Origin of the sequence: Pseudarthrobacter chlorophenolicus (genome assembly GCF_000962805.1) — a bacterium.
Taxonomy (GTDB): Bacteria; Actinomycetota; Actinomycetes; order Actinomycetales; family Micrococcaceae; genus Arthrobacter; species Arthrobacter chlorophenolicus_A.
The window spans coordinates 1-24220 of sequence record NZ_JZTW01000020.1 but is presented as its reverse complement, the minus strand read 5'-3'; the positions used below and the strand labels follow the sequence as shown (position 1 = coordinate 24220).

Annotated in this window: 20 protein-coding genes; all 20 read left to right on the top strand. The window is 65.5% G+C overall.

Features of this window, described 5'->3' with window-relative positions; all coding sequences use genetic code 11:
- The first annotated feature begins 90 nt into the window (after positions 1 to 90).
- On the top strand, positions 91 to 1083 hold the full coding sequence (gene rsmH / locus UC32_RS17175; RefSeq protein WP_045732410.1) for a 16S rRNA (cytosine(1402)-N(4))-methyltransferase RsmH: 993 nt from the start codon (positions 91 to 93) through the stop codon (positions 1081 to 1083).
- The gene (locus UC32_RS17170; protein WP_045732409.1) at positions 1080 to 1724 is read left to right on the top strand and encodes a hypothetical protein; all 645 of its coding nucleotides are present in this window, start codon (positions 1080 to 1082) and stop codon (positions 1722 to 1724) included. Before rsmH ends, UC32_RS17170 begins: the two co-directional genes overlap by 4 nt.
- Before the next feature lie 44 nt (positions 1725 to 1768).
- Positions 1769 to 3571, top strand: coding sequence for a peptidoglycan D,D-transpeptidase FtsI family protein (locus tag UC32_RS17165; RefSeq protein ID WP_045732408.1), 1803 nt, complete (start codon positions 1769 to 1771; stop codon positions 3569 to 3571).
- A gap of 79 nt (positions 3572 to 3650) precedes the next feature.
- Positions 3651 to 5288 carry a UDP-N-acetylmuramoyl-L-alanyl-D-glutamate--2,6-diaminopimelate ligase gene (locus UC32_RS17160; protein ID WP_045732407.1) on the top strand — a complete coding sequence of 546 codons (1638 nt, stop codon included), beginning with the start codon at positions 3651 to 3653 and terminating at the stop codon, positions 5286 to 5288.
- Positions 5289 to 5294: 6 nt separating this feature from the next.
- Positions 5295 to 6761, top strand: a complete 1467-nt coding sequence (locus UC32_RS17155; RefSeq protein ID WP_045732406.1) for a UDP-N-acetylmuramoyl-tripeptide--D-alanyl-D-alanine ligase — start codon at positions 5295 to 5297, stop codon at positions 6759 to 6761.
- Entirely contained in the window at positions 6758 to 7867 is a 1110-nt protein-coding gene (gene mraY / locus UC32_RS17150) for a phospho-N-acetylmuramoyl-pentapeptide-transferase (RefSeq protein WP_015936776.1), read from the top strand. Before UC32_RS17155 ends, mraY begins: the two co-directional genes overlap by 4 nt.
- Positions 7849 to 9426 carry a UDP-N-acetylmuramoyl-L-alanine--D-glutamate ligase gene (gene murD / locus UC32_RS17145; RefSeq protein ID WP_045732405.1) on the top strand — a complete coding sequence of 526 codons (1578 nt, stop codon included), beginning with the start codon at positions 7849 to 7851 and terminating at the stop codon, positions 9424 to 9426. Before mraY ends, murD begins: the two co-directional genes overlap by 19 nt.
- Before the next feature lie 2 nt (positions 9427 to 9428).
- A complete protein-coding gene (gene ftsW / locus UC32_RS17140; protein WP_045732404.1) occupies positions 9429 to 10772 on the top strand; it encodes a putative lipid II flippase FtsW in 1344 nt (447 codons plus the stop codon).
- Positions 10773 to 10778: 6 nt separating this feature from the next.
- On the top strand, positions 10779 to 11879 hold the full coding sequence (murG, locus tag UC32_RS17135; RefSeq protein WP_045732403.1) for an undecaprenyldiphospho-muramoylpentapeptide beta-N-acetylglucosaminyltransferase: 1101 nt from the start codon (positions 10779 to 10781) through the stop codon (positions 11877 to 11879).
- Positions 11876 to 13270 carry a UDP-N-acetylmuramate--L-alanine ligase gene (gene murC / locus UC32_RS17130; RefSeq protein WP_045732402.1) on the top strand — a complete coding sequence of 465 codons (1395 nt, stop codon included), beginning with the start codon at positions 11876 to 11878 and terminating at the stop codon, positions 13268 to 13270. Before murG ends, murC begins: the two co-directional genes overlap by 4 nt.
- Entirely contained in the window at positions 13263 to 14198 is a 936-nt protein-coding gene (locus tag UC32_RS17125; RefSeq protein WP_045732401.1) for a cell division protein FtsQ/DivIB, read from the top strand. Before murC ends, UC32_RS17125 begins: the two co-directional genes overlap by 8 nt.
- A 184-nt stretch (positions 14199 to 14382) precedes the next feature.
- On the top strand, positions 14383 to 15630 hold the full coding sequence (gene ftsZ, locus UC32_RS17120) for a cell division protein FtsZ (RefSeq protein WP_045732400.1): 1248 nt from the start codon (positions 14383 to 14385) through the stop codon (positions 15628 to 15630).
- An 8-nt stretch (positions 15631 to 15638) separates the two neighbouring features.
- A complete protein-coding gene (locus tag UC32_RS17115) occupies positions 15639 to 16328 on the top strand; it encodes a polyphenol oxidase family protein (RefSeq protein ID WP_045732399.1) in 690 nt (229 codons plus the stop codon).
- On the top strand, positions 16321 to 17058 hold the full coding sequence (locus UC32_RS17110; RefSeq protein ID WP_045732398.1) for a YggS family pyridoxal phosphate-dependent enzyme: 738 nt from the start codon (positions 16321 to 16323) through the stop codon (positions 17056 to 17058). The genes UC32_RS17115 and UC32_RS17110 overlap by 8 nt, the downstream gene beginning before the upstream one ends.
- A gap of 90 nt (positions 17059 to 17148) precedes the next feature.
- Positions 17149 to 17679: a cell division protein SepF gene (locus UC32_RS17105; protein ID WP_045732397.1), complete on the top strand. Its 531-nt coding sequence runs from the start codon at positions 17149 to 17151 to the stop codon at positions 17677 to 17679.
- Between the two features lie 121 nt (positions 17680 to 17800).
- Positions 17801 to 18088 carry a YggT family protein gene (locus UC32_RS17100; RefSeq protein WP_015936786.1) on the top strand — a complete coding sequence of 96 codons (288 nt, stop codon included), beginning with the start codon at positions 17801 to 17803 and terminating at the stop codon, positions 18086 to 18088.
- 176 nt (positions 18089 to 18264) lie between these two features.
- A complete protein-coding gene (locus UC32_RS17095) occupies positions 18265 to 18951 on the top strand; it encodes a DivIVA domain-containing protein (RefSeq protein WP_045732396.1) in 687 nt (228 codons plus the stop codon).
- Positions 18952 to 19042: 91 nt separating this feature from the next.
- Positions 19043 to 19615 (top strand): signal peptidase II, encoded by a 573-nt coding sequence (gene lspA, locus UC32_RS17090; protein WP_045732395.1) that lies wholly within the window; start codon positions 19043 to 19045, stop codon positions 19613 to 19615.
- Positions 19608 to 20534, top strand: a complete 927-nt coding sequence (locus tag UC32_RS17085) for an RluA family pseudouridine synthase (RefSeq protein ID WP_045732394.1) — start codon at positions 19608 to 19610, stop codon at positions 20532 to 20534. The genes lspA and UC32_RS17085 overlap by 8 nt, the downstream gene beginning before the upstream one ends.
- 50 nt (positions 20535 to 20584) lie before the next feature.
- Positions 20585 to 24142 carry a DNA polymerase III subunit alpha gene (gene dnaE, locus UC32_RS17080; protein ID WP_045732393.1) on the top strand — a complete coding sequence of 1186 codons (3558 nt, stop codon included), beginning with the start codon at positions 20585 to 20587 and terminating at the stop codon, positions 24140 to 24142.
- Positions 24143 to 24220: the final 78 nt, after the last annotated feature.

Sequence of the window (24220 nt, the reverse complement as noted above, 5' to 3'; positions counted from 1 at the left end):
CCGGAGCCAGGCGGGCGGGACGGTAGGTACGGATGGGGATCTGATCCCGGAAGCGGAAGCAGCTACCACGACGGCGAGAAGGGACGAGGCATGAACGAACAACCGAAGCCAACGTCCGAACGCCATGTGCCGGTCCTGCGGGACCGGTGCATCAATTTGTTGGCCCCCGGCTTTGATGCCGCGCGGCAGCAGGGCAAGGCCCCGATCGTCATCGACGCCACGCTGGGGATGGGCGGGCACTCCGAAGCCATGCTCCAGCGTTTCCCGGACCTTCACCTGATCGGCATTGACCGTGACGAGGAAGCACTCGCCCTTGCGGGGGAACGGCTCGCACCGTTCAGCGCACGGACGGATCTGGTCCACGCTGTTTACGACGAAATCCCCGAAGTTCTCGCGGACCTCGGCGTCACCGAAATCTCCGGCATCCTGATGGACCTCGGCGTTTCGTCGCTCCAGCTTGACGAGCGGGAGCGCGGCTTTGCCTACTCCTTCGACGCTCCGCTGGACATGCGGATGGACACAAGCCGTGGCCAGACTGCTGCTGACGTCGTTAACACCTACAGCGAGGAAGAGCTGGTCCGGATCATCCGGAAGTGGGGCGAGGAGAAGTTCGCGGGCCGCATCGCGAACCGGATCGTCGCGGCCCGTGGCGTGAAGCCATTCACTACCACCGGAGAGTTGGTGGAACAGATCCGGTCCGTCGTCCCCGCCGGAGCAGCCAAGTCCGGAGGACATCCGGCGAAGCGGACCTTCCAGGCATTGCGGATTGAAGTCAACGAGGAGCTTGACGTCCTGGAGCGCGCCGTCCCAGCCGCTGTGGATGCGCTGGCCATGGGCGGACGAATCGTGGTCATGTCTTACCACTCCCTGGAGGACAAGATCGTCAAGGGAGTTCTCCAGGGCCGCTCCAAGTCCTCCGCGCCGCTGGGCTTTCCGGTGGAACTGGAAGAACATAAACCCGAACTCAAAATCCTGACCAAGGGCACCGAGGTGCCCACCGCCGTCGAAATCGCCGAGAACCCCCGTGCCGCCTCAGCCAGGCTTCGCGCGGCGGAACGAATCAGAGCCAGGAGAGCTGCATGAGCACCGCTGCCGTCAAGAACTTTCCCGCCGCTCCCGGCAATCCGGCGCAGCGCGAGGAACGGAAGAGCCGTACCCCGCTGTCCGTAGTGCGCAGCATGCCCCGCAAGCGGCGTGCCCCTTTCGTCGTCCTCTGCTTCGCTATGCTCGCTGTTGCCCTGGTGGCAGTCCTGGTCCTGAATATCTCGGTATCCACTGCGCAGTACCAGCTGGTGGAACTGCGCGCCAAGCAGAGCACGCTGACCAAGCAGAACCAGGACCTCACCCAGCAGGTACAGAACTTCGAGGCCCCGCAGAACCTTGCTGCCAAGGCCAAGGACCTGGGGATGGTGGCCTCAACCGTCAAGGGCCAGATCGACCTCTCCACGCTGTCCGTCACCGGCAAGGCCACGCCGGCAGTGAAGGGTGCCACGGAAGGTGCTGTCATTCCTGCCCCGGCAGTCCCCGGGCAGCTGATCGTCGTGCCGCCGGCTTCAACGGGTGAACCCCTGGCAAGCCGCAAACCGGCAGCAGAAACCCCGCCCGCCGCAGCAGCTCCTGCCGCTGAGGCGCCTGCAGCGGCAGCACCGGCCCGCCAGGCCTCCGCGGCCGAGCTGAACGGCGGCACAGTTCCTGCACCGCAGCAGAAGGTGCCCGGACAGTAAGAGCGGGACTGGCAGGCACGAGGGACGAACAGCAAGGAAGATCAGTGGCGCAGAGGACCGGTAAGGCAGTGAACGGCAAAGCGCCCAACCCCACCAGGCGGTTGCGCCTGGGCCTGGGCATCATGCTCTCCCTCCTGCTGGTGGTTGGGGGAAAGCTGTTCCTGGTCCAGGGCCTGGACGTCGGCGGCATGGCTGAAGCGGCCCTCAACAAGCGGATGACCGAAACAGTCCTGCCCGCAGAGCGCGGCAGCATCCTGGACGCCAACGGTACGGTGCTGGCCAACAGTGTGATCCGCTACAACGTGGTAGTGGACCAGCAGCTCAATACCAAGACTGAGTCCTACCGGCGCCTGGATAACGTCGACGGCAAGGAAAAGCTCGTCGAGGTCAGCCGGGACCAGGGCCTCACCGAGCTGGCGGCGGTCCTGGGCATGGACAAGGATGCCATCGTCAAAGCTGTCACCGGCGAGTCGCGCTACTACATCGTGGCCAAGGACGTGAAGCCGGACGTCGAGGACCGCATTTCCAAACTCCAGGTGCCCGGCATCGTCACCGAAGGCGTCAGCAAGCGCGTCTACCCCAACGGCTCAGTGGCGGGCGGCATCATCGGCTTTCTGCAGGAGGGCGGCAGCGGACAAGCCGGCATCGAACAGACCCAGGACGATCTCCTCAAAGGGGCGGATGGCAAGCGCCTGTTCGAAATCGGGGCGGACGGTCTCCGGATTCCGGTGGGCGTGGACGAGCTGACGGCACCGCAGGACGGCAAGAGCGTCAAGCTCACCATTAACTCCGACCTCCAGTACTTCGCGCAGCAGGCCATCCAAAGCCAGGCGGACAAGCTCAGCGCCGAATGGGGCGTCATCATCGTCATGGACGTCAAGACCGGCAACCTGGTGGCCATGGCGGACACCAACTCCCCGGACCCGAATAACCCGGGCCTGGTGGCCGCCAAGGACCGCGGTGTCAGGGCTGTTACCGCGGCCTACGAGCCGGGTTCTGTGGAGAAGATGCTGACCGCGGCGGCCCTGATCGAGGAAGGCAAAGCCAACCCGCTCAGCGAATACACGCTGCCGCCCTCCTACACGGTCAATGGCCAGACTTTCACGGATTCTTTCTCGCACGGAACCGAGAAGCGCACCCTTGCAGGCATCCTGGGCTACTCCATGAACACGGGCACCGTGATGGCCGGGCAGGCCCTGAGCAAGGAACAGCGCTACGACTGGTTGCAGAAGTTTGGCATCGGCCAGGCTCCGGACATCGGGCTCCCCGCCACCGCCTCCGGAATCCTCACCCCCGCGGACCAGTGGGATGGCCGGCAGGAATTCACCGTCCTCTTCGGGCAGGGCGTGTCACAGTCCACGCTCCAGACCGTCCGTGCGTTCCAGTCAGTGGCCAACAACGGGGTGATGCTCCAGCCGCGCCTGATCGACTCGTATGTTTCCGCAGACGGAACAGAGGAAAAGGTGCCGGCAGCACCCCCCACCCAGGTTGTGTCGGACAGCACCGCCCAGCAGGTCCAGGACATCCTGGAAAGCGCCGTCACCGAAGGCCAGATCAAGGACGCCTCGATTGACGGCTACCGGGTGGGGGCCAAAACAGGTACCTCGGAATCGCCCTGCGACGACGGCAAGTCCGGCTTCTGCGGCTACACCGCCTCCATGGTGGGCATGGCGCCGATGGATGATCCGCGGTTTATTGTTGAGGTGGTACTCCAGCGGCCCAAGGGCAGCATCTACGGGATTACCAACGGGCCGGTCTTCCGGTCGGTCATGAGCCAGGCACTGCGGACCTACAACGTCCAGCCTTCCACCGGCGAACCGGCCAGGCTGCCCCAGTTCGCCAAGTAGCATCCCGGCGCCACCGCGCTGCAGCAACGCCCGCTGCGGCCACCGCCGGGCACGGTCCACTAGCACCATCGGAGATTCCTTGTCAGAGTTCACGCCGTCCCACAGCAGCGCCGTTCCGGCCGCGCCTGCCAGCAAAGCCAGGTTCCGGCCCACCGCCGTCGAACCGGTCCGGTTGGAGAGCATTGGCGCCGCCGTAGGTGTCGCGGTTCCAGGGCATGCAGCCGAGGTTACGGTAACGGGAATCACCCTGAACTCCCGGTCCGTCGAAGCCGGAGACCTCTACGTCGCCCTCCCAGGGGCTTCCCGCCACGGTGCTGATTTCGTGGCGCAGGCCGTGGGCGCCGGTGCGGTTGCTGTCCTGACAGACGATGCCGGTGCACGCCTGCTGGCGCTGGGAAATGACACCCCGGTTCCGGTCCTCGTGGTGGACAAGCCCCGCAACGTGGTGGGCCCGCTGTCCGCAGCCATCTACGGCAGCACCGATGGCGCCGAGGATGATTTCACGCTGTTTGGCGTAACCGGCACCAACGGCAAGACCACCACCACGTACTTCATCAACTCATTGCTGCGCGCCCTCGGCACCCGGTCCGGACTGATCGGCACCATTGAGATCCTTGCCGGCACGGAGCCCATTCCAAGCCTGCTGACCACACCGGAGTCCACCGAAGTGCACGGGCTGCTTGCGCTCATGCGCGAACGGGGACTGGGGGCGGCAGCCATGGAGGTGTCCTCACACGCCATCTCGTACCAGCGCGTGGACGGCGTGCTGTTTGACGTGGCCGGCTTCACCAACCTGACGCAGGACCACCTGGACCTGCACGGCACCATGGATGACTACTTCGCCACCAAAGCCGACCTTTTTACGCCCGCCCGCGCCCGCAGGGCGGTAGTGACGGTCGACGACGAGTGGGGCCGCCGCCTTGCCGGCACCGCCGGTATCCCGGTCACCACCCTCAGCACGGACGGGCAGGCGGCCGCGGACTGGACTGTGGCCTCCACCGCACCCCGTGGACTCGGTACGGCGTTCACGCTCAAGGGTCCCGACGGCGCAGAACTGCGCCTGCACACCGGACTGCCCGGCAGCTTCAACGTCGCCAACGCGGCCCTGGCGGCGATCATGGTCCTCGCCGGGGGTGTGGACCACGCAGTGCTTCAGGAAGCCCTGGACATTGCCGACCCGTTTACCGTCGCAGTGCCGGGACGCATGCAACTCGTGGCCGAGCAGCCCGCCGCCGTCGTCGATTTCGCCCACAACACCGATGCCCTGGCCCGTGCCCTCGAAGCCGTCCGCCCGCCGTCTCCGGACTCCCGGCTGATCGTCGTTTTCGGTGCCACCGGCCAACGCGACCAGGGCAAACGCCCTGCCATGGGCGCCGTGGCTGCCCGGCTGGCGGATACGGTCATCATCACTGACGACGATCCCCACGACGAGGACGCAGCCGCCATCCGCGCCGACGTCCTGGTGGGTGCAGAAGAGGCCCGGAACAGCGAATCGCTGCCCTGCGAGATCCTTGAGGTGTTCCCCCGGGATGAGGCCATCCGACGCGCAGTGGAGCTCGCAGGCCCGCTGGACAGCATCCTCGTGGCCGGCCGTGGCCACGAGGTCTGGCAGGAAGTCAAAGGCGTCAATCTTGCCCTCGACGACCGCGTGGAATTGCGCAGCGCCTTGACAGCCAGGGGATTCAACGTTCTCCAAGACGACCGGATAGAGTCCTAGACCGAGATGATTGCTTTTACTGCGGCCGAAATCGCCGACATCACCAAGGGGCGCCTGGACGCCGATCCAGGAATCACGCCTACATCGGTAGTGACGGACTCCCGCGAAGCCACACCCGGTTCGCTGTACGTTGCCAAGCCCGGAGAACACGCTGACGGGCATGATTTCATCGGCGCAGCCTTCGACTCCGGTGCCGTCCTGGCAATCGTAGAACGCCCGGCTGCCCGGCCCGACGGCAGTTCCTACCCAGCGGTACTGGTGGATGACGCCGTCCTCGCCATGGGGGCCCTGGCCGCGGAGGCCGTCCGGCGGATCCGTGCCGCCCGCGCCGCAGCAGGCCAGGAGCTCACCGTCGTCGGCATCACGGGCTCAGCCGGCAAAACCACCACCAAGGACCTCCTGGCCGGGCTGTTCGGCTCACAGGGCGCAACGGTGGCACCGAAAGGCTCCTACAACGGCGAGGTGGGCGTCCCCCTGACCGTCTTTCAGGCGGACGAAGGCACCCGCTATCTCGTGATCGAAATGGGCGCCACCGGAATCGGCCACATCCGGTACCTCGCCGACATGGTGAAGCCGGACATCGGAGTGGTTCTCGCGGTGGGCACCGCCCACGCCGGCGAATTCGGGGGAGTAGCCAACATCGCCCTCGCCAAGGGGGAGATGGTTGAAGGCCTCTCCGACGGCGGGACCGCGATCATCAACCTCGACGACGACAGGGTGGCCGCCATGCGCAGCCGCACCACGGCCACCGTGCTCGGCTTCAGCGCCGAAGGACGCGGGGGAGCCGCGGTGGAGGCCCTCGGCGCCGATACCAACGAACAAGGCAACCCGGAATTCGACCTTCAGCTGCCCGGCGGCGACGGCCCGCACCACGTGGCCAGTAAGCTCATCGGGGCCCACCACACCGGCAACCTGCTCGCTGCGGCGGCTGCGGCCTTCGCAGCCGGGATGTCCGGTGCGGACATCGCCGCCGGCCTGAGCAGCCAAAGCGCGGCAAGCCGCTGGCGGATGGAACGCACTGAACGCGCGGACGGCGTCACGGTGATCAACGATGCCTACAATGCCAATCCGGAATCCATGCGGGCAGCTTTGCGCACGCTCGCCGATCTTGGGCGCGGCAGGCGGACCTGGGCGGTCCTTGGCGCGATGCTTGAACTCGGGGACGACTCCATCCGGGAGCACACCGCTGTGGGGACGCAAGTGGTCCGGCTCAACATCTCCAGGCTGGTTGTGGTGGGCCGGGAAGCGCGGGCCCTGTACGTCTCAGCTGTCCAGGAAGGCTCCTGGGGTGACGAATGCCTGTTCGCCGAAACCCCTGACGAGGCCTACGAACTCCTTAACGCCGAACTCGAGCCGGGCGACCTGGTCCTCTTCAAGTCCTCCAACAGCGTGGGCCTGCGCCATCTGGGCGATCGGATAGCATTACCCCCACAAACCCCCCTGAACGCCGATGAAAGGAGCACACAGCTGTGATTGCACTTTTGATCGGCGCCGGGCTGGCCCTGCTCTGCGCCCTCGTCGGTACGCCTCTGTTCATCAGGCTGCTGGTCCGCCGAGGCTACGGCCAGTTCATCCGCGATGACGGACCCACGTCCCACCACACCAAGCGCGGGACGCCCACCATGGGCGGCACTGTGGTGGTGGCCGCCGTGCTGCTGAGCTATGGGCTCACGCACCTCATCATGTTCCTCATGAACCCGGATTCACCGGGGCCGTCCGCCTCAGCCCTGATCCTGCTGTTCCTCATGGTGGGCATGGGCCTTGTCGGGTTCCTCGATGACTTCATCAAGATCTCGCGGCAGCGGAGCCTGGGCCTGAATGCCAAGGCCAAGCTGATCCTGCAGGCCGCCGTCGGCGTCATCTTCGCCGTCCTCGCCCTGAACTTTCCGGACGAATCCGGGCTTGCACCCGCGTCCACCAAGATTTCGCTGGTCCGTGACCTGCCGTGGCTGGACCTTGCCTTCGGCGGTACCGTCCTCGGGGCCATCCTCTTCGTGGTCTGGTCCAACCTGATCGTCACCGCCGCCACCAACGGCGTCAACCTCACCGACGGCCTGGACGGGCTGGCCGCGGGCGCCTCCGTGATGGTCTTCGGGGCCTACACCCTGATGGGAATCTGGCAGAGCAACCAGGCCTGCGGTTCGCCGCGGGAAGCCGGCAGCGGCTGCTACTCCGTACGCGACCCCCTGGACCTCGCCCTGCTCGCGGCCATCATGAGCGCAGCGCTGGTGGGATTCCTCTGGTGGAATACTTCGCCGGCCAAGATCTTTATGGGCGACACAGGTTCCCTGGCGATCGGTGGTGCCATCGCCGGGTTTGCGATCCTCTCGCGCACCGAACTCCTGCTGGGCATCATCGGCGGCCTCTTCGTCCTGATCACCCTCTCCGTCATTATCCAGGTTGGCTACTTCAAGGCCACCGGCGGCAAGCGGGTCTTCAAGATGGCTCCCCTGCAGCACCACTTCGAACTCAAGGGCTGGGCCGAAGTCACGGTGGTGGTCAGGTTCTGGATCCTTGGCGGCCTCTTCGTCGCCGTCGGGCTGGGTATCTTCTACGCTGAATGGGTTGTGCTGCTGTGACCGTTTCCCCCCGCTTGGAAAACCTCGTTACCTGGGACTCTGACTGGTCCGGGCTGCGCGTGGCTGTTACCGGCATTGGTGTATCCGGCTTTGCCGCAGCGGACACGCTGATCGAACTGGGCGCCCGGGTGGTGGTGGTCGACGCCGCCACCAGCGACACCGCCACGGCCTCGGCCGACACCCTGAAAATCGTCGGTGCCGCCGATGTCCTTCTCGGTGAAGAAGCTGTGACCCGCATTCCGCGGATCGACGGCGAACTGCCGGAACTGATCGTCACGTCGCCGGGCTGGCGTCCGGACCAGGCCCTGCTGGCCGCGGCAGCCCGCGCACACATCCCGGTCTGGGGCGACGTCGAACTCGCCTGGCGGGTACGCCAGCGGGAGGGACGCAAGACGGCGGACTGGCTGGCCATTACCGGCACCAACGGCAAGACGACCACCGTGGGCCTTACCGAATCAATGCTGCGGGCCGCAGGGCTGAAGGCCATCGCTGTGGGCAACGTCGGCAAGCCCATCCTTGACGCCATCCGGGAACCCGTCGAGTATGACGTCTTCGCCGTGGAACTCTCCAGCTTCCAGCTGCATTGGGCGGAATCCCTGTCGCCGCTGGCCAGCGTATGCCTCAACGTTGCCGAGGACCACGTGGACTGGCACGGCTCCTACGACTCCTACCTGGCGGACAAGGCAAAGGTCTACGAACAGACCCAGAAAGCCTGCATCTACAACGCCGAGCAGTTCGAAACCGAACGCATGGTGGAGAACGCCGACGTCGTGGAAGGGTGCCGCGCCATCGGTTTCACCACCGTCACTCCTTCAGTCAGCATGCTCGGAGTAGTGGAGGGACTCCTGGTGGACCGTGCCTTCATCGAAGAGCGGCGGGACAGCGCCGCGGAACTCGCGGCCATGGCCGACCTCGGTCCGATCGCGCCCCGGCATATGGTGGCCAACGCGCTTGCCGCCGCGGGCCTGGTCCGTGCCTATGGGGTCGACGCCGCAGCTGTCCGGCAGGGGATCCGGGACTACGTTCCCGGTGACCACCGCATCCAGCCGGTAGCCCGCCACGAAGGCGTTCTGTGGGTCAACGATTCCAAGGCCACCAACCCCCACGCCGCCGCAGCTTCACTGGCGGCCTTCACGAACGTCGTCTGGATTGCCGGCGGACTCTCAAAGGGAGTCACCTACGACGACCTGGTCCGCGAGCAGGCCCACCGGCTCAAGGCCGTGGTGCTGATCGGTACCGACTCCTCCGAGCTTGCCGGCGCCCTCCAGCGACACGCGCCGGATGTCCGCGTGATCGCGGCGGTGCCGGGTGACACTGAAGGGGTGCAGACTGCTGCAGCGGAAGGCGCCACCGGTACCCGTTCCTCCTTTACCGGGGAACAGGTCATGGACCTGGCCGTTGCGACAGCAGCCCAGCTGGCCGGATCCGGCGATACTGTGCTGATGGCTCCGGCAGCTGCCTCCATGGATCAGTTCTCTTCCTACGCACACCGCGGCAACGCATTCATCGAAGCTGTCCGTGGGCTGGTGGAAGGGCAGGCCAAGACCGGCGAGGAGTAAGAATGGTCAGCACGCCAACGCGCCGGCAACCTGCCGGGCGGCCAGGCCGTCCGGCCGGCGCCGGCTCCACCGCCACGAAGGCGCAGCGTCCGGCGCCGGTGATGGTCCGGCTCAGGAAGGGCTACCGCAGGTTCTGGTCAGTCCTTGAGGGCAACGGAACGTCCCGGAACGGTTCCACGTACTACCTCATCCTCGGTTCAACCCTGGCACTGACGGCCATCGGGATCATGATGGTCCTGTCCGCCTCCAGCGTGGAATCCATTGCCGCCGGAAAATCGCCCTATGGAGATGCCCTGAAGCAGGGCATGTTCGCGGGTATCGGCATCTTCACCATGTTCGTCCTGTCGCGGATCAACGTGGTGTGGCTCAAGCGCCTCGCCTGGCCCGCAATCATCGCAGCCATGGTCCTGCTGGCCCTGGTGCAGGTGGTGGGTGCCGAAGTCAACGGCAACAAGAACTGGATCGACCTCGGCGGCATTACCTTCCAGCCCTCCGAGGCGTCGAAGCTCGCCCTGGCACTCTGGATGGCCACCGTACTGGCGATGAAGGGCAAGCTGCTGCGGCGCTGGCAGCATGTCTTCGTCCCGGCCATCCCGGTAGCGGTGATCGTTATCGGGCTGGTCCTGATCGGCAACGACCTCGGTACGGCCATGATCATCATGATGATTGCCGCTGCCGCGCTGTTCTTTGCAGGAGTACCCCTCTACTTCTTCGGCATCGCCGGGCTCCTGGGTGCCGCCGGTGCGGCAGTCATGGCCATCACCAGCTCCAACCGCATGTGCCGCATCACGTCCTGGTGGACGGGTGAATCCTGCGCTGACGGCATCGACGCCAACTACCAGGCCACCAACGGGCTCTACGGGCTGGCTTCGGGCGGTTGGTTCGGTGTGGGCCTGGGACAAAGCCGGCAAAAGTACAGCTGGATCCCCGAAGCCCACAACGACTTCATCTTCGCCATCATTGGCGAGGAACTGGGCCTGGTGGGCACCGTCGTCGTACTCATCCTTTTCGCAATCCTCGGTGCGGCCATCTACCGCGTTGTGGTGGCCCAGGAAGACACCTTCCACCGCGTCCTGGCGGGCACCATCATGGTGTGGCTGCTGGGCCAGGCCACCGTGAACATGTCCGTGGTGACCGGCCTTATGCCCGTGATTGGCGTCCCCCTGCCCTTCATCTCCTATGGCGGCTCCGCGCTGCTGATGTCCCTCTGCGCCATTGGCGTGGTGCTTTCCCTGGCCAGGGAACAGATGGCGCCTGCCATCCGTCCCAAGCGGATGCTGAAGTTCAAGGCCACGGGGCGGGAGAAAGCCCCCCGGAACAAGAAGACTGCAAGAAAGCGTGCCTGATCCCACATGAACCCGAAGAACCCTTCCATCGTCCTGGCCGGCGGCGGCACAGCCGGCCATATCAGTCCCCTCCTTGCCATCGCCGCGGCGGTGAAGAACGCCTCGCCGGACGCCGCCATCCTCGCCGTCGGCACGCTGTCCGGGATGGAAACCCGCCTCGTGCCGGCAGCAGGGGTTGAACTGGCGACGATCGACCGGGTTCCGTTCCCGCGCAAACCGTCGGCCGACCTGCTGCGTCTTCCCGCCAGGCTCGCCGGGGCAGTCCGCCAGGCCGGAGAAATCCTGGAGCGGGCTGATGCCGATGTGCTGGTAGGTGTGGGCGGGTACGTGTGCACGCCGATGTACCTCGCGGCCCGGAAGCGCCGGATTCCCATCGTCATCCACGAGGCGAACGCCCGCCCCGGGCTCGCAAACAGGGTGGGTGCGCGGATGACTTCGCGGGTGGCTGTCGCTTTCGAAGGGACACCGCTGCGGCACGCCGTCCACGTCGGGATGCCCATGCGGACGGAAATTTCGGGCCTGGACCGGAACGCTGCGCGGGCAGCCGCCCGGGAGGCCCTCGGCCTTGATCCCCGGCAGCCCACCCTCATCGTCACCGGCGGATCCTCCGGTGCCCAGAGCATCAACCGCACCATTGCTGCGTCGTTGGGGCAGCTGGCTGCCGCGGGGATCCAAACCCTGCACATCACCGGGCGCGGCAAGTCGGTCCTGGACGGGACCGGCCAGCCGCTGGCCGCACCGGGCTACCGCCAAGTGGAGTACGTGGACGGGATGGAACTCGTCTACGCTGCGGCAGACGTGCTGCTTGCCCGCTCCGGCGCGGCCACCGTCTGCGAGGTGGCCGCTGTGGGCGTGCCCGCTGTCCTGGTGCCGTTGCCGATCGGGAACGGGGAACAGGCACTGAATGCAGCAGGCCTCGTGGCCGCCGGCGGCGCCCTGCTGGTCCAGGACCGCGACTTTACCGACGAATGGCTGGCCAAGGAACTCGTCCCGCTGGTCACCGACAAGGCGCGGCTGGCCACGATGGAAGCCAACTCCTACCGGCTGGGTGTACGTGATGCCGACCGGCGGATGGCTGCCCTCATCCTGGAAGCGGTGTCCGCATGAGCAACCAGAACCTTTCCGGCAGCGAAGCCCGGGGTTCCCTGGCATCCCTTGGCCGGGTCCACTTCATCGGGGTGGGCGGAGTCGGCATGTCCGCCGTGGCCAGGATCATGGTGGCGCGCGGCGTCCCCGTCAGCGGATCCGATGCCAAGGACCTTCCCGTCATGCGCGACCTTGCAGCAAAGGGTGCCAGGATTGCCGTCGGTTACGGCGCCGGCAACCTGGGCGATGCCCAGACCGTCGTTGCGGGGTCGGCGATCAGGGCCGACAACCCCGAGCTGGCCGCGGCCCGGCAAGCCGGGCTGCCAGTGCTGCACCGGTCCGAAGCGCTGGCGGCCACTATGGGTGAGGACACTGTGGTGACCATCGCGGGTACCCACGGCAAGTCCACCACCACGTCCATGGTGACGGTTTTGCTCCAAGGCGCAGGACTGGACCCTTCGTTTGCCATCGGCGCCAACGTCCCTTCCCTGGGGGTTAATGCCGCGCACGGCACGTCAGGAATCTTTGTGGCGGAAGCCGACGAATCGGATGGTTCGTTCCTGAACTACCGGCCCCGGATCGCCGTCGTGACCAACGTCGAAGCCGACCACCTGGACCACTACGGCACAGCCGAAGCGGTGTATGAATCGTTCGACAAGTTCGCTGCCCTGCTGCCCGCCGACGGACTCCTTGTGGCCTGTGCTGACGACCCCGGCGCCCGCGCGCTGGCCGACCGCACCCGCCAAGCGGGGAACACCCGCGTCCTGCTGTACGGCACCGCCGGCGACGCGGACCTGACGCTTCACGACGACGGCCCCGGCAATGTCTCGGTGTCCACCGCGGAGGGGCGGTTCGACCTCGCGCTGCAGGTACCCGGCCGGCACAATGCGCTGAACGCGGCGGCCGCGTTCGCCGTCGCGCTTGAACTCGGGGTTGCGCCCGGCGCCGCCGCGTCAGCACTTGCCTCCTTCTCCGGCGCGTCCCGCCGGTTCGAATTAAAGGGCGAAGCCCGTGGCGTGCGCGTGTTCGATGACTACGCACACCATCCCACCGAGGTGCGCGCTGCGCTGACCGCCGCGCGCTCGGTTGCGGGGGAGCACAAGGTGCATGTGCTGTTCCAGCCGCACCTGTTCTCCCGTACCCGGGAATTTGCCCGGGAGTTCGCTGCAGCTTTGGACCTGGCGGATACCGCACTGGTCCTGGACATCTACCCTGCCCGCGAGGATCCCATCCCCGGCGTCACCAGCAAGCTCATTGCCGACCATATGGCGGGCCGGGGACGCCTGGTGAGTGGGGAAGAGGCTGTGGCTGCCGTGGCGGACGCTGCCGCGGACGGTGACATCGTGCTGACCGCCGGCGCCGGCGACGTGACCGGGTACGGCCCGCGGATCGTGGAGGCTTTGCGTGGCTAGCACGCGCCGTCCCACTTACACTCCGACGGGCCGTAAAGGCACGGCGCCCGGCGGGCGGGGCCAGGCGGATGCCGCAGGCTCCCCGGATGCGGACGAGGTGATCTCGGCGTCGCGGAGCGTACCGGTGCAGGGGACAGAAAAACCTGCCGCCCGCCCGGGCGGGGCAGGCGGCAGGAAATCGGCCGCATCTGATTCCGGCCCGGCCGCCAACGTCGTCGCCTTCCCGGAACCCAGGGGAAAGCGGCGCAGGCGGAGGTTGCTTGTGGTTTTGTGCACCGTGTGTGCACTGGTGGCTGCCCTTTTGGCCGGTGCCGTGTACTCACCGGTGCTTGCCCTGCGCACCATTTCTGTGTCCGGCACGTCGCTGCTGACGCCTGCCCAGGTTCAGGCGGCGCTGGAACCCCTGCAGGGGAAGCCCTTGCCGCAGATCGGTGACGACGACGTCAGCCGGCTCCTGGAGCCGCTGGTCCAGGTCAAGTCCGTGTCGGCCGAGGCCAGGCCGCCCTCCGGACTGGCTGTCACCGTGCACGAGCGTGTGCCCGTGGCCCTGGTCAAACAGGGGGAGCAGTACCAGTTGGTGGACGTGGACGGCGTGCAGTTGGCCACCACCGCGGACCCGGCCTCGGTGTCCCTGCCCCTGATCGACGGCGGCGCCGGTGCCATTGGACAGGACCTTTTCAAAGCCACCGCTGCTGTGCTGGGCGCTCTGCCCGCGGATGTCCTGGCGAAGTTGTCGAACGCCTCCGCTAAGTCCGTTGATGCGGTGGAGCTCAAACTGGTGGACGGCCAGACCATCGTGTGGGGCAACGCCTCCGAGAAGGAACTCAAAGCCAAGGTCCTTGCCGCGCTGCTGAAGGTTCCGGCTGATCCGAAGAACCCCGTGCAGGTCTACGACGTCAGTGTTCCGCGGCATCCGGTGACACGGTGAGCGGCTTTCTTCCCGGTATTAATCCGACACGCGGACCCGGTTATTGAATGTGGGAACCAGAGGAAATACCGTCACAGACATGAGTTACTTGACATAACTATAACCTTCAACTCGAAGGTTAAGGTTGCAGGCTTCAAGCTCACCATCAGTTTTCGCAATAAGACACGAACAAGGGACACGTAACGTGGCAGCTCCGCAGAATTACTTGGCCGTCATCAAAGTCGTCGGCATCGGCGGCGGTGGCGTGAACGCAGTCAACCGCATGATCGAGGTCGGCCTCCGAGGTGTTGAATTCATCGCCATCAACACCGACGCCCAGGCACTGCTGATGAGCGACGCCGACGTCAAGCTCGATGTAGGCCGGGAACTGACCCGCGGCCTTGGAGCCGGCGCCAACCCGGAGGTGGGCAAGCAGGCTGCCGAGGACCACGCCGACGAAATCGAGGAAGTGCTGCGCGGAGCCGACATGGTCTTCGTGACCGCTGGCGAAGGCGGCGGAACCGGCACCGGCGGCGCTCCCGTCGTCGCCCGCATTGCGCGCTCCCTTGGCGCCCTGACCATCGGTGTCGTTACCCGTCCCTTCACGTTTGAAGGCCGCCGCCGCGCTGGCTCCGCCGAATCCGGCATCGACGCCCTGCGCGACGAAGTGGACACCCTGATTGTGATCCCCAACGATCGCCTTCTTTCCATCAGCGACCGCAACGTCTCGGTCCTCGACGCCTTCCGCTCAGCCGACCAGGTGCTGCTGTCCGGCGTCCAGGGCATCACTGACCTCATCACCACACCCGGCCTGATCAACCTCGACTTCGCCGACGTCAAGTCGGTCATGCAGGGCGCCGGCTCCGCGCTCATGGGCATCGGCTCCGCGCGGGGCGAAGACCGCGCCGTCAAGGCGGCCGAGCTTGCCATCGCCTCGCCGCTGCTGGAGGCTTCCATCGACGGCGCCCACGGTGTGCTGCTGTCCATCCAGGGCGGCTCGGACCTCGGCCTGTTCGAGATCAACGAGGCCGCGCGCCTGGTCCAGGAAGTTGCCCACCCGGAAGCGAACATCATCTTCGGTGCCGTGATCGACGATGCCCTCGGCGACGAGGCGAGGGTCACCGTCATTGCTGCGGGCTTCGACGACGTCAAGGCAACTTCGCCGTCCATGGACCAGTCACAGCCGCAGGCACAGGCTGCGCCGCAGCGGCCCGCAGCACCTGCGCCGTCGCAGGCGCCGGCCGCCGGTAACCACCAGGGTGGCAGCCACCAGCCCAACGTCCAGCCGGTCCACGCAGGAGTCGGTGCGGCCGGCCTGAGCAACTGGGGCCAGCAGCGCCCCACTGCGGTACCCGCAGATTCCGGTTTTGACGTGGACCTGCCGTCCGTAGTGGAGCCGGACCTTACCGGCAACCACCAGGACGACCTGGATGTCCCCGACTTCCTGAAGTAGGCAGCGGCTTGTTCCACTGGCGGGCCGGCATCCTTCCGGGGGTGTCGGCCGCTTTTACGACCAGCGACGCCGGCAATCTGGCGCTCCACGTCGGAGACGATCCCGAAGCGGTCCGGCAACGCCGTTCACGGCTCGAAGAGGAGATTGGCGTCAGTGCCGGCAGCCTCCGGTTCATGAACCAGGTCCACGGAACGGACGTAGCTCTGGTGGATGCCGCCAGTCCCGCGCCTGAGGCGGACGCGATGGTGTCACGCGGCACTCCGCTGGCCGTCATGGTGGCGGACTGCATCCCCGTGATCCTGGCGGGTGTGTCAGCTGAGGGCCCCGTTCTTGCAGTGGCCCACGCAGGCCGTCCCGGCGTTGAGCACGGAGTCATCCCCGCAGCCGTTGAGCGCATGGCCTCGTTAGGGGCCACCGGCATCCGGGCCTGGCTTGGACCCTCAGTCTGCGGGCGCTGCTACGAAGTCCCCGGGGCCATGCAGGACGAGGTAGTTGCCGCGGTGCCGGCAGCCCGGAGCACAACGTCCTGGGGCACTCCCGGCCTCGACTTGCCGGCCGGTGCGCGGAGCCAGCTCGAAAACGCCGGCGTGACTGTCGAATACAGCGGTCCCTGCACCCTTGAGACGCCGTCCCAGTATTCCTACCGCCGTGACCGCCACACCGGCCGCTTTGCAGGGTTGGTGTGGTGCCATGACTGACTCCGCAGCTGCCGCTGATCCCCGCTTCCGCGAACTCTCCCGGCGGCTGGACGCGGTACGGGAGCGCATCGCCAAGGCCGTCGAGTCGGCGGGGCGCGAGGGGCAACCGCCCAGGCTGATCGTGGTTACCAAGTTCCATCCGGCGGATGACGTCCGCCGCCTGGCCGCGCTGGGCGTGACGGACGTCGGCGAGAACCGGGACCAGGAGGCCGCGGCCAAGGCGGCCGAGCTGGCTGGGGCTGGCCTGGCCTGGCACTTCGTCGGCCAGTTGCAGACCAAAAAGGCCAAGTCAGTGGTGCGCTATGCGGCTGCCGTCCATTCGGTGGACCGGCCCCAGCTTGTTGATGCGCTGGCCAAAGCGGTGCTCAACGAACAGGAGGCCACGGGCCGGGACCCACTGGACTGCTACATCCAGGTCAGTCTTGAGGAAGACGCCGGAGCGCACCGGGGCGGCGCATTGCCCGCCGACGTTCCGGCGCTTGCCGACCGGATCGCCGCCTCGGAAGGCTTGCGCCTGGCAGGTGTCATGGCGGTGGCTCCGCTCGGTGCCGCGCCCGAACCGGCCTTTGAAAAGCTCGCCCGGGTCTCGGAACTGCTGGTGCAGGCCCACCCCGCGGCATCCGGCATTTCGGCCGGTATGAGCCAGGACCTTGAAGCAGCGATCAAATTTGGGGCGACACACCTGCGGATCGGTTCCGATATTCTCGGATCGCGTCCGGCCGTGGGGTAGCGTCGGGACTGTTGGAAGTGATGGGCGGGGGACTCCAGTGCTGTCAAGTCATTGGGCGGCCCGCTTACGGGACACGATTAGGAGTCGACCATGGCCGGCGCTCTGCGCAAGACAATGATCTATCTTGGGCTCGCCGACGGCGATGAGCATTACGAGTCCGAGCAATTGAACACACGTAAGGAGGAGGACGAAACAATGGAAGCAGACCGCGAGGAACGCCGTGCACCTGCACCCGTCCGCGAGGTCAGCCGTGAAACGTCCTACACCCCCGAAGAGGAATACCGCGCCCCTGTGACCCCCATCAAGCGTGCGGCCTCCAGCCGCGAAGAGACCTCAGGCCTCCGCCAGATCACCACCATCCACCCGCGCTCCTACAACGATGCCAAGCTCATCGGTGAGAGCTTCCGGGACGGCATTCCGGTGATCATGAATGTCACCGACATGGGCGAGTCGGACGCCAAGCGGTTGGTGGACTTCTCCGCCGGGCTGGTCTTCGGCCTCCGGGGCAGCATCGAACGGGTCACCAACAAGGTGTTCCTCCTGTCGCCGTCCTACGTTGAGGTCATCGGTGACGACAAGAAGGCCAGCGACACCCAGGCCAGCTTCTTCAACCAGAGCTGACCCGCAAACGTTGAACGGATGCCAGGCAGGGACACCTGTCTGGCATCTGTGCTGAAATAGACACAACACATCGGCGCCACCGCGGCATCGGCTTTTTGAACATGGAGATATGAGTTAAGGCATGGGAATTGTTTTCGGACTTGTCTACCTCGCGCTCCTGCTGTTTTTTGTTGCCCTGATCATCCGCCTGGTATTCGACTGGGTGCAGATGTTCGCCCGGGAATGGCGGCCGCGCGGCATCGCCCTGGTGGTGGCGCACGCCGTGTACTCCATCACGGACCCGCCCCTGAAAGTGCTGCGCCGGTTGATCCCGCCGCTGCGCCTGGGCGGCATCTCGCTGGACCTCGGATTCCTGATCCTCTTCATCGCGGTCAGCATTGCGATGGGAATCACCAGAAGCTTCGCCTGATTCAGAGATTTAAACCCATGCAACGCAGGACCGTGCCACCGGGACCGGATAGTGTGAAGCAGGGAAACTCGAGTTTGACACTGCAGTGTTGAATTAGAGATAGCAGACCAAATTTAGGTACCGTAGTTTTGACGGCCGGAAGGCCTACTGACTAACCAGACCAGTGAGGTGACCAGATGGCTTTGACGCCAGAAGACGTTGTCAACAAGCGCTTTCAGCCGACCAAGTTCCGCGAGGGCTACGACCAGGACGAAGTTGATGACTTCCTGGACGAGATCGTCGTTGAACTTCGCCGCCTGAACCAGGAGAACGACGAGCTCCGCAAGAAGCTCGCCGAGGCTGGATCCAGCGTTCCGGCAACTGCCGCTGCCGCCCCTGTGGTGGAAAAGGTTCCCGCGCCCGTCAAGGCTGACAAGGACGAAGCCCGCGAAAAGGCCGAGGCTGAGGCCAAGGCCGCCGAAGCGAAGAAGAAGGACGTCCAGCAGGCCGCCCCCGTCGCCGCAGCCCCTGCTCCCGCAGCGGCGTCCACGTCCACGCCCTCCGCTGAATCCGCTGCGGGCCTGCTGGCCATGGCGCAGCAGATGCACGACCGCCACGTCGCAGACGGCCAGTCGCAGAAGGACAAGATCATCGCCGAGGCGCAGATCGAAGCCAGCAGCCTCGTCAACGATGCCCAGGAAAAGTCCCGCAAGATCCTCGGTGCACTGGAGCAGCAGCGCTCCGTCCTGGAACGCAAGGTGGAGCAGCTTCGTGGCTTCGAGCGCGACTACCGCTCACGCCTGAAGGCCTACATCGAAGGCCAGCTGCGTGATCTGGATGCCCGCGGCTCCGTGGCCACGCCGGAAGTCAGCGAAGCCAACTAACACGTACAGCACGTATTCTGAAAGCCGGTGGCTGAGGATTCCTCGGCCACCGGCTTTTGGCATTGACCCAGGTTTTACGAATGAAAGCACCATGACTGACGAACTTGCCGCCGGCGCTGCACGCCCTGTCCCGCCGTCACCCCGCCCACGACGCGGGGTGCTGCTGTCCTTCTTCGCCGGATTCGCAGTATTTGCCTACGTCTTCGACCAGCTGACCAAAATGTGGGTGACGTCCTCCATGGTGGAGGGCGAACGCATCCCGGTCCTGCCTCCCCTCCTGCACTGGTATTTCATCCGAAATTCCGGCGCAGCCTTCTCCATTGGCGAGAACGTCACCTGGGTGTTTTCCATCATCATGGCCGCCGTCGCCATCGCCATCCTCTTCCAGGTCCGGAAACTGGGGTCTGTTTGGTGGGCCCTTGCGCTGGGCCTCCTGTTGGGCGGGGCATTGGGGAACCTGACGGACCGGCTCTTCCGGGAACCCTCCTTCGGCATGGGCCACGTGGTGGACTTCATCCAGCTGCCCAACTTTGCCATCTTCAACATTGCCGATTCCGCGGTGGTCTCCGCCGTAGCCATCATCTGCATCCTGACCCTTCGCGGCATTTCCCTGGATGGAAGCCGGGTACATGGCGAGCGGAAAGGCACGGACGCCGATGCCTGAGCAGATCATCGTCACGGAAGAATACGGTGGCACCCGCGCGGATGCTGGCCTCGCAGCCATGATGGGGATTTCGCGCTCTGCCGCTGCAGCCCTGATCGCGGAAGGACATGTGCTCAGCCGGGGTAAAGCCCTTGGCAAGTCAGCGAAACTGGCGGCCGGCGACACGCTGGAGGTCACCATTCCGGAGCGGCGTGATCCGCTGGAAGTCGTGGAGGAAATTGTGGAAGGCCTGAAGATCCTGCTGGACGACGATGATTTCGTCGTCGTCGATAAACCGGTGGGGGTCGCCGCGCACCCTTCTCCCGGCTGGGTGGGGCCCACCGTGGTGGGTGGGCTCGCCGGTGCCGGCTACCGCATCTCCACATCCGGTTCGCCGGAACGGGCCGGGATTGTCCACCGGCTCGACGTCGGGACGTCAGGCGTGATGGTGGTGGCCAAGTCCGAGCGGGCCTACACAGCCCTCAAGCGGGCGTTTAAGGAACGCACGGTGGACAAGGTGTACCACGCCGTAGTGCAGGGCCTGCCGGATCCGCTGACCGGCACCATTGATGCACCCATTGGCCGCCACCCGGGGCACGACTGGCGCTTTGCCGTGACGGAAGAGGGCCGGCCATCCGTGACCCACTATGAGGTACTGGAAGCCTTTGGCAAGGCTTCCCTCGTGGAAGTGCACCTCGAGACCGGCCGCACGCACCAGATCCGCGTCCATTTCTCCGCACTCCGCCACCCCTGCGCGGGCGACCTCACGTACGGCGCCGATCCGCGCCTGGCTGCGACCCTGGGGCTCACCCGGCAGTGGCTCCATGCCCGGGAACTCGGCTTCGACCACCCCGTGACGGGTGAGCGGGTGCGTGTGACCAGCGATTATCCCCAGGACCTTGCCTTCGCCCTCGACGTGCTCGCCTCGGGACAGGCGTGAGCGGCATCGTCTTGGCAGGGCTGTAACCGGCCAGCGCATAGAATAGTGCGGTGACTTCCAGCAATGATTCGTTTGTCCACCTGCACACCCACACCGAATATTCCATGCTGGATGGAGCCGCCCGGTTGGGGGAGCTGTTCGACGAAACCGAACGGCTGGGCATGCCTGCGCTGGCCACGACGGACCACGGCTACCTGTTCGGTGCCTTCGACTTTTGGCAAAAAGCCCAGGCCAAGGGCATCAAGCCCATCATCGGCGTCGAAGCCTATGTGACGCCCGGAACCGCGCGCGGGGATAAGACCCGTGTCCGGTGGGGTGAGGAGAACCAGCGCAAGGACGATATCTCCGGCGGCGGTTCGTATACCCACATGACGCTGCTCAGCTACAACAACGTTGGCATGCGGAACCTGTTCCGCGCATCCTCCATCGCATCCCTGGATTCCGTCTTCGGAAAATGGCCGCGGCTCGACCGGGAACTGCTCAACACCTACTCCGAAGGCCTGATCGCCACCACCGGCTGCCCCTCCGGCGAGGTACAGACCCGCCTGCGCCTGGGCCAGTACCGCGAAGCAGTGGAAGCCGCGGCGGAGTTCCGGGACATTTTCGGTGCCGAGAACTACTTCTGCGAGCTGATGGACCACGGCCTGGATATCGAACGCCGCGTCACCGGCGACCTGCTGCGCCTGGCCAAGGAACTGAACCTGCCGCTGGTAGCCACAAACGACCTCCACTACACCCATGAGCATGACGCCAAGGCGCACGAGGCGCTGCTGGCCATCCAGTCCGGCTCGACCCTGCTGGAGCCCACCTACGACAACGGCGGCTCCCGGTTCGCGTTCTCCGGCAGCGGCTACTACCTGAAGTCCCCGCAGGAAATGCGCGAGCTCTTCCGCGACCACCCCGAAGCGTGCGACAACACCCTCCTCATCGCCGAGCGCTGCGAAGTGTCGTTCAACACGAACGCCAACTTCATGCCGCGGTTCCCCTGTCCGCCGGGTGAGGACGAAACCTCCTGGCTGGTCAAGGAGGTGGACAAGGGCCTGCAGTACCGGTACCCCAAGGGCATTCCGGATGAGGTCCGCAAGCAGGCGGACTACGAGCTGGGCGTCATCACCTCGATGGGCTTCCCCGGCTACTTCCTGGTGGTGGCCGACTTCATTAACTGGGCCAAGAATAACGGCATCCGCGTGGGCCCGGGCCGTGGCTCCGGTGCCGGTTCCATGGTGGCGTACGCCATGCGGATTACGGACCTCGATCCGCTGCGGCACGGCCTGATCTTCGAACGCTTCCTCAACCCGGACCGCGTTTCCATGCCTGACTTCGACGTCGACTTCGATGACCGGCGCCGCTCCGAGGTCATCGACTACGTGACGCGCAAGTACGGCGACGAGCGCGTGGCAATGATCGTGACCTACGGCACCATCAAGACCAAGCAGGCGCTCAAGGACTCCTCGCGCGTGCTGGGCTACCCGTTCAGCATGGGGGAGCAGCTCACCAAGGCCCTGCCCCCGGCCGTCATGGCCAAGGACATTCCGCTGGCGGACATCCAGAACCCGGAATCCAAGCGGTACAGCGAAGCAGGGGACTTCCGGCAGCTTGTCAGCACGGATCCGGAGGCCGCCAAGGTCTTCGAGACGGCCCTGGGCATCGAGGGCCTGAAACGCCAATGGGGTGTGCACGCCGCCGGCGTCATCATGTCCTCGGACCCGATCATCGACGTCATCCCCATCATGCGCCGCTTCCAGGACGGCCAGGTGATCACCCAGTTCGACTACCCCACGTCCGAGGGCCTGGGCCTGATCAAGATGGACTTCCTGGGGCTGCGGAACCTGACGATCATCTCCGACGCCCTCGAGAACATCAAGATGAACCGCGGCATCGACCTGGACCTCGAAAACCTGGAACTCGACGACGCGCCGTCCTACGAGCTCCTGGCCCGCGGCGACACCCTGGGCGTTTTCCAGCTCGACGGCGGACCCATGCGGTCCCTGCTCAAGCTGATGAAGCCTGACAACTTCGAAGACATTTCCGCTGTCCTTGCGCTGTACCGGCCGGGTCCCATGGGTGCCAACGCCCACACCGACTACGCGCTGCGCAAGAACGGCATCCAGGAAGTCATCCCCATCCACCCGGAACTTGAGGAACCCCTCAAGGAGATCCTCGGTGGCACCTACGGCCTGATCGTGTACCAGGAGCAGGTCATGGCCGTGGCGCAGAAGCTGGCCGGCTACTCGCTGGGACAGGCAGACATCCTCCGCCGTGCCATGGGCAAGAAGAAGAAATCCGAACTGGACAAGCAGTTCGCCGGTTTCTCCCAGGGCATGCAGGACAACGGCTACTCCATGGCCGCCGTGAAGACCCTCTGGGACATCCTGCTCCCGTTCTCCGACTACGCGTTCAACAAAGCGCACTCGGCCGCCTACGGCGTTATTTCGTACTGGACCGCTTACCTGAAGGCGCACTACGCACCCGAGTACATGGCTGCCCTCCTGACGTCGGTGGGTGACGACAAGGACAAGTCGGCCATCTACCTCAACGAGTGCCGCAGGATGGGGATCACCGTCCTGCCGCCGGACGTCAACGAGTCCGCCCTGAACTTCACCCCTGTGGGGCAGGATATCCGCTTCGGCATGGGCGCCATCCGCAACGTCGGCGTCAACGCGGTGGAGGCCATGGTTGCCGCGCGCGAGAGTGAGGGCGCCTTCACGTCCTTCAAGGACTACCTGATGAAGGTGCCGGCGGTGGTCTGCAACAAGCGGACCATCGAGTCGCTGATCAAGTCCGGCGCCTTCGACTCCCTGGGCCACCACCGCCGCGCACTTGCGATGATCCACGAAGAAGCCATCGACTCCGTCATCACGCTCAAGCGCAACGAAGCGATCGGCCAGTTCGACCTCTTCGCAGGCTTCGAGGAGGCCGAGTCCGAAGCGTCGTTGAGCATCGAGATCCCGGACCTGCCGGAGTGGGAGAAGAAGGACAAGCTCTCGTTCGAGCGCGACATGCTGGGGCTGTACGTCTCGGACCACCCGCTCCAGGGCCTGGAAGGGGTCCTGAGCCAGCACGCGGAAATGAGCATCACCACCATCCTGGGCGAAGACGGGCCGCAGGACGGCGCCATCCTCACCATTGCGGGCATGATCACCTCGCTCAGCCGCAGGATCGCCAAGGCCAGCGGCAACGCCTACGCACGCGCCGAGGTGGAGGACCTGGGCGGTTCCATCGAGGTCATGTTCTTCGGCCAGGTCTACGGACCCATCGCGTCCGTGCTCGCCGAGGACCTGATCGTGGTGGTGAAGGGCCGCCTCCAGAAACGCGACGACGGCGCAATCACCCTGAACTGCATGGAACTGTCCGTCCCGGACCTCAGTGAAGGCTTGAACGGCCCCCTGGTCATCACCATGCAGACGCACAAGGCCACCGAGGCCGTGGTGACTGAACTCGGCGATGTGCTCCGTACCCACCGGGGAAATTCCGAGGTCCGGCTGCATCTTCAGGGCGACACCCGTACCGAGGTCATGGGCCTGCCCGTGCACCTGCGGGTCAACCCGAGCCCCTCGCTGTTCGGTGACCTGAAAGTCCTCCTGGGCCCCGCCTGCCTGGACGCCTAGGTGTACTGGGTCAGGACGTTGGTTACATCGTGAATAGGTGAAGACCTCTTAGGTTGGTGGTTACCACACACAGCCAAC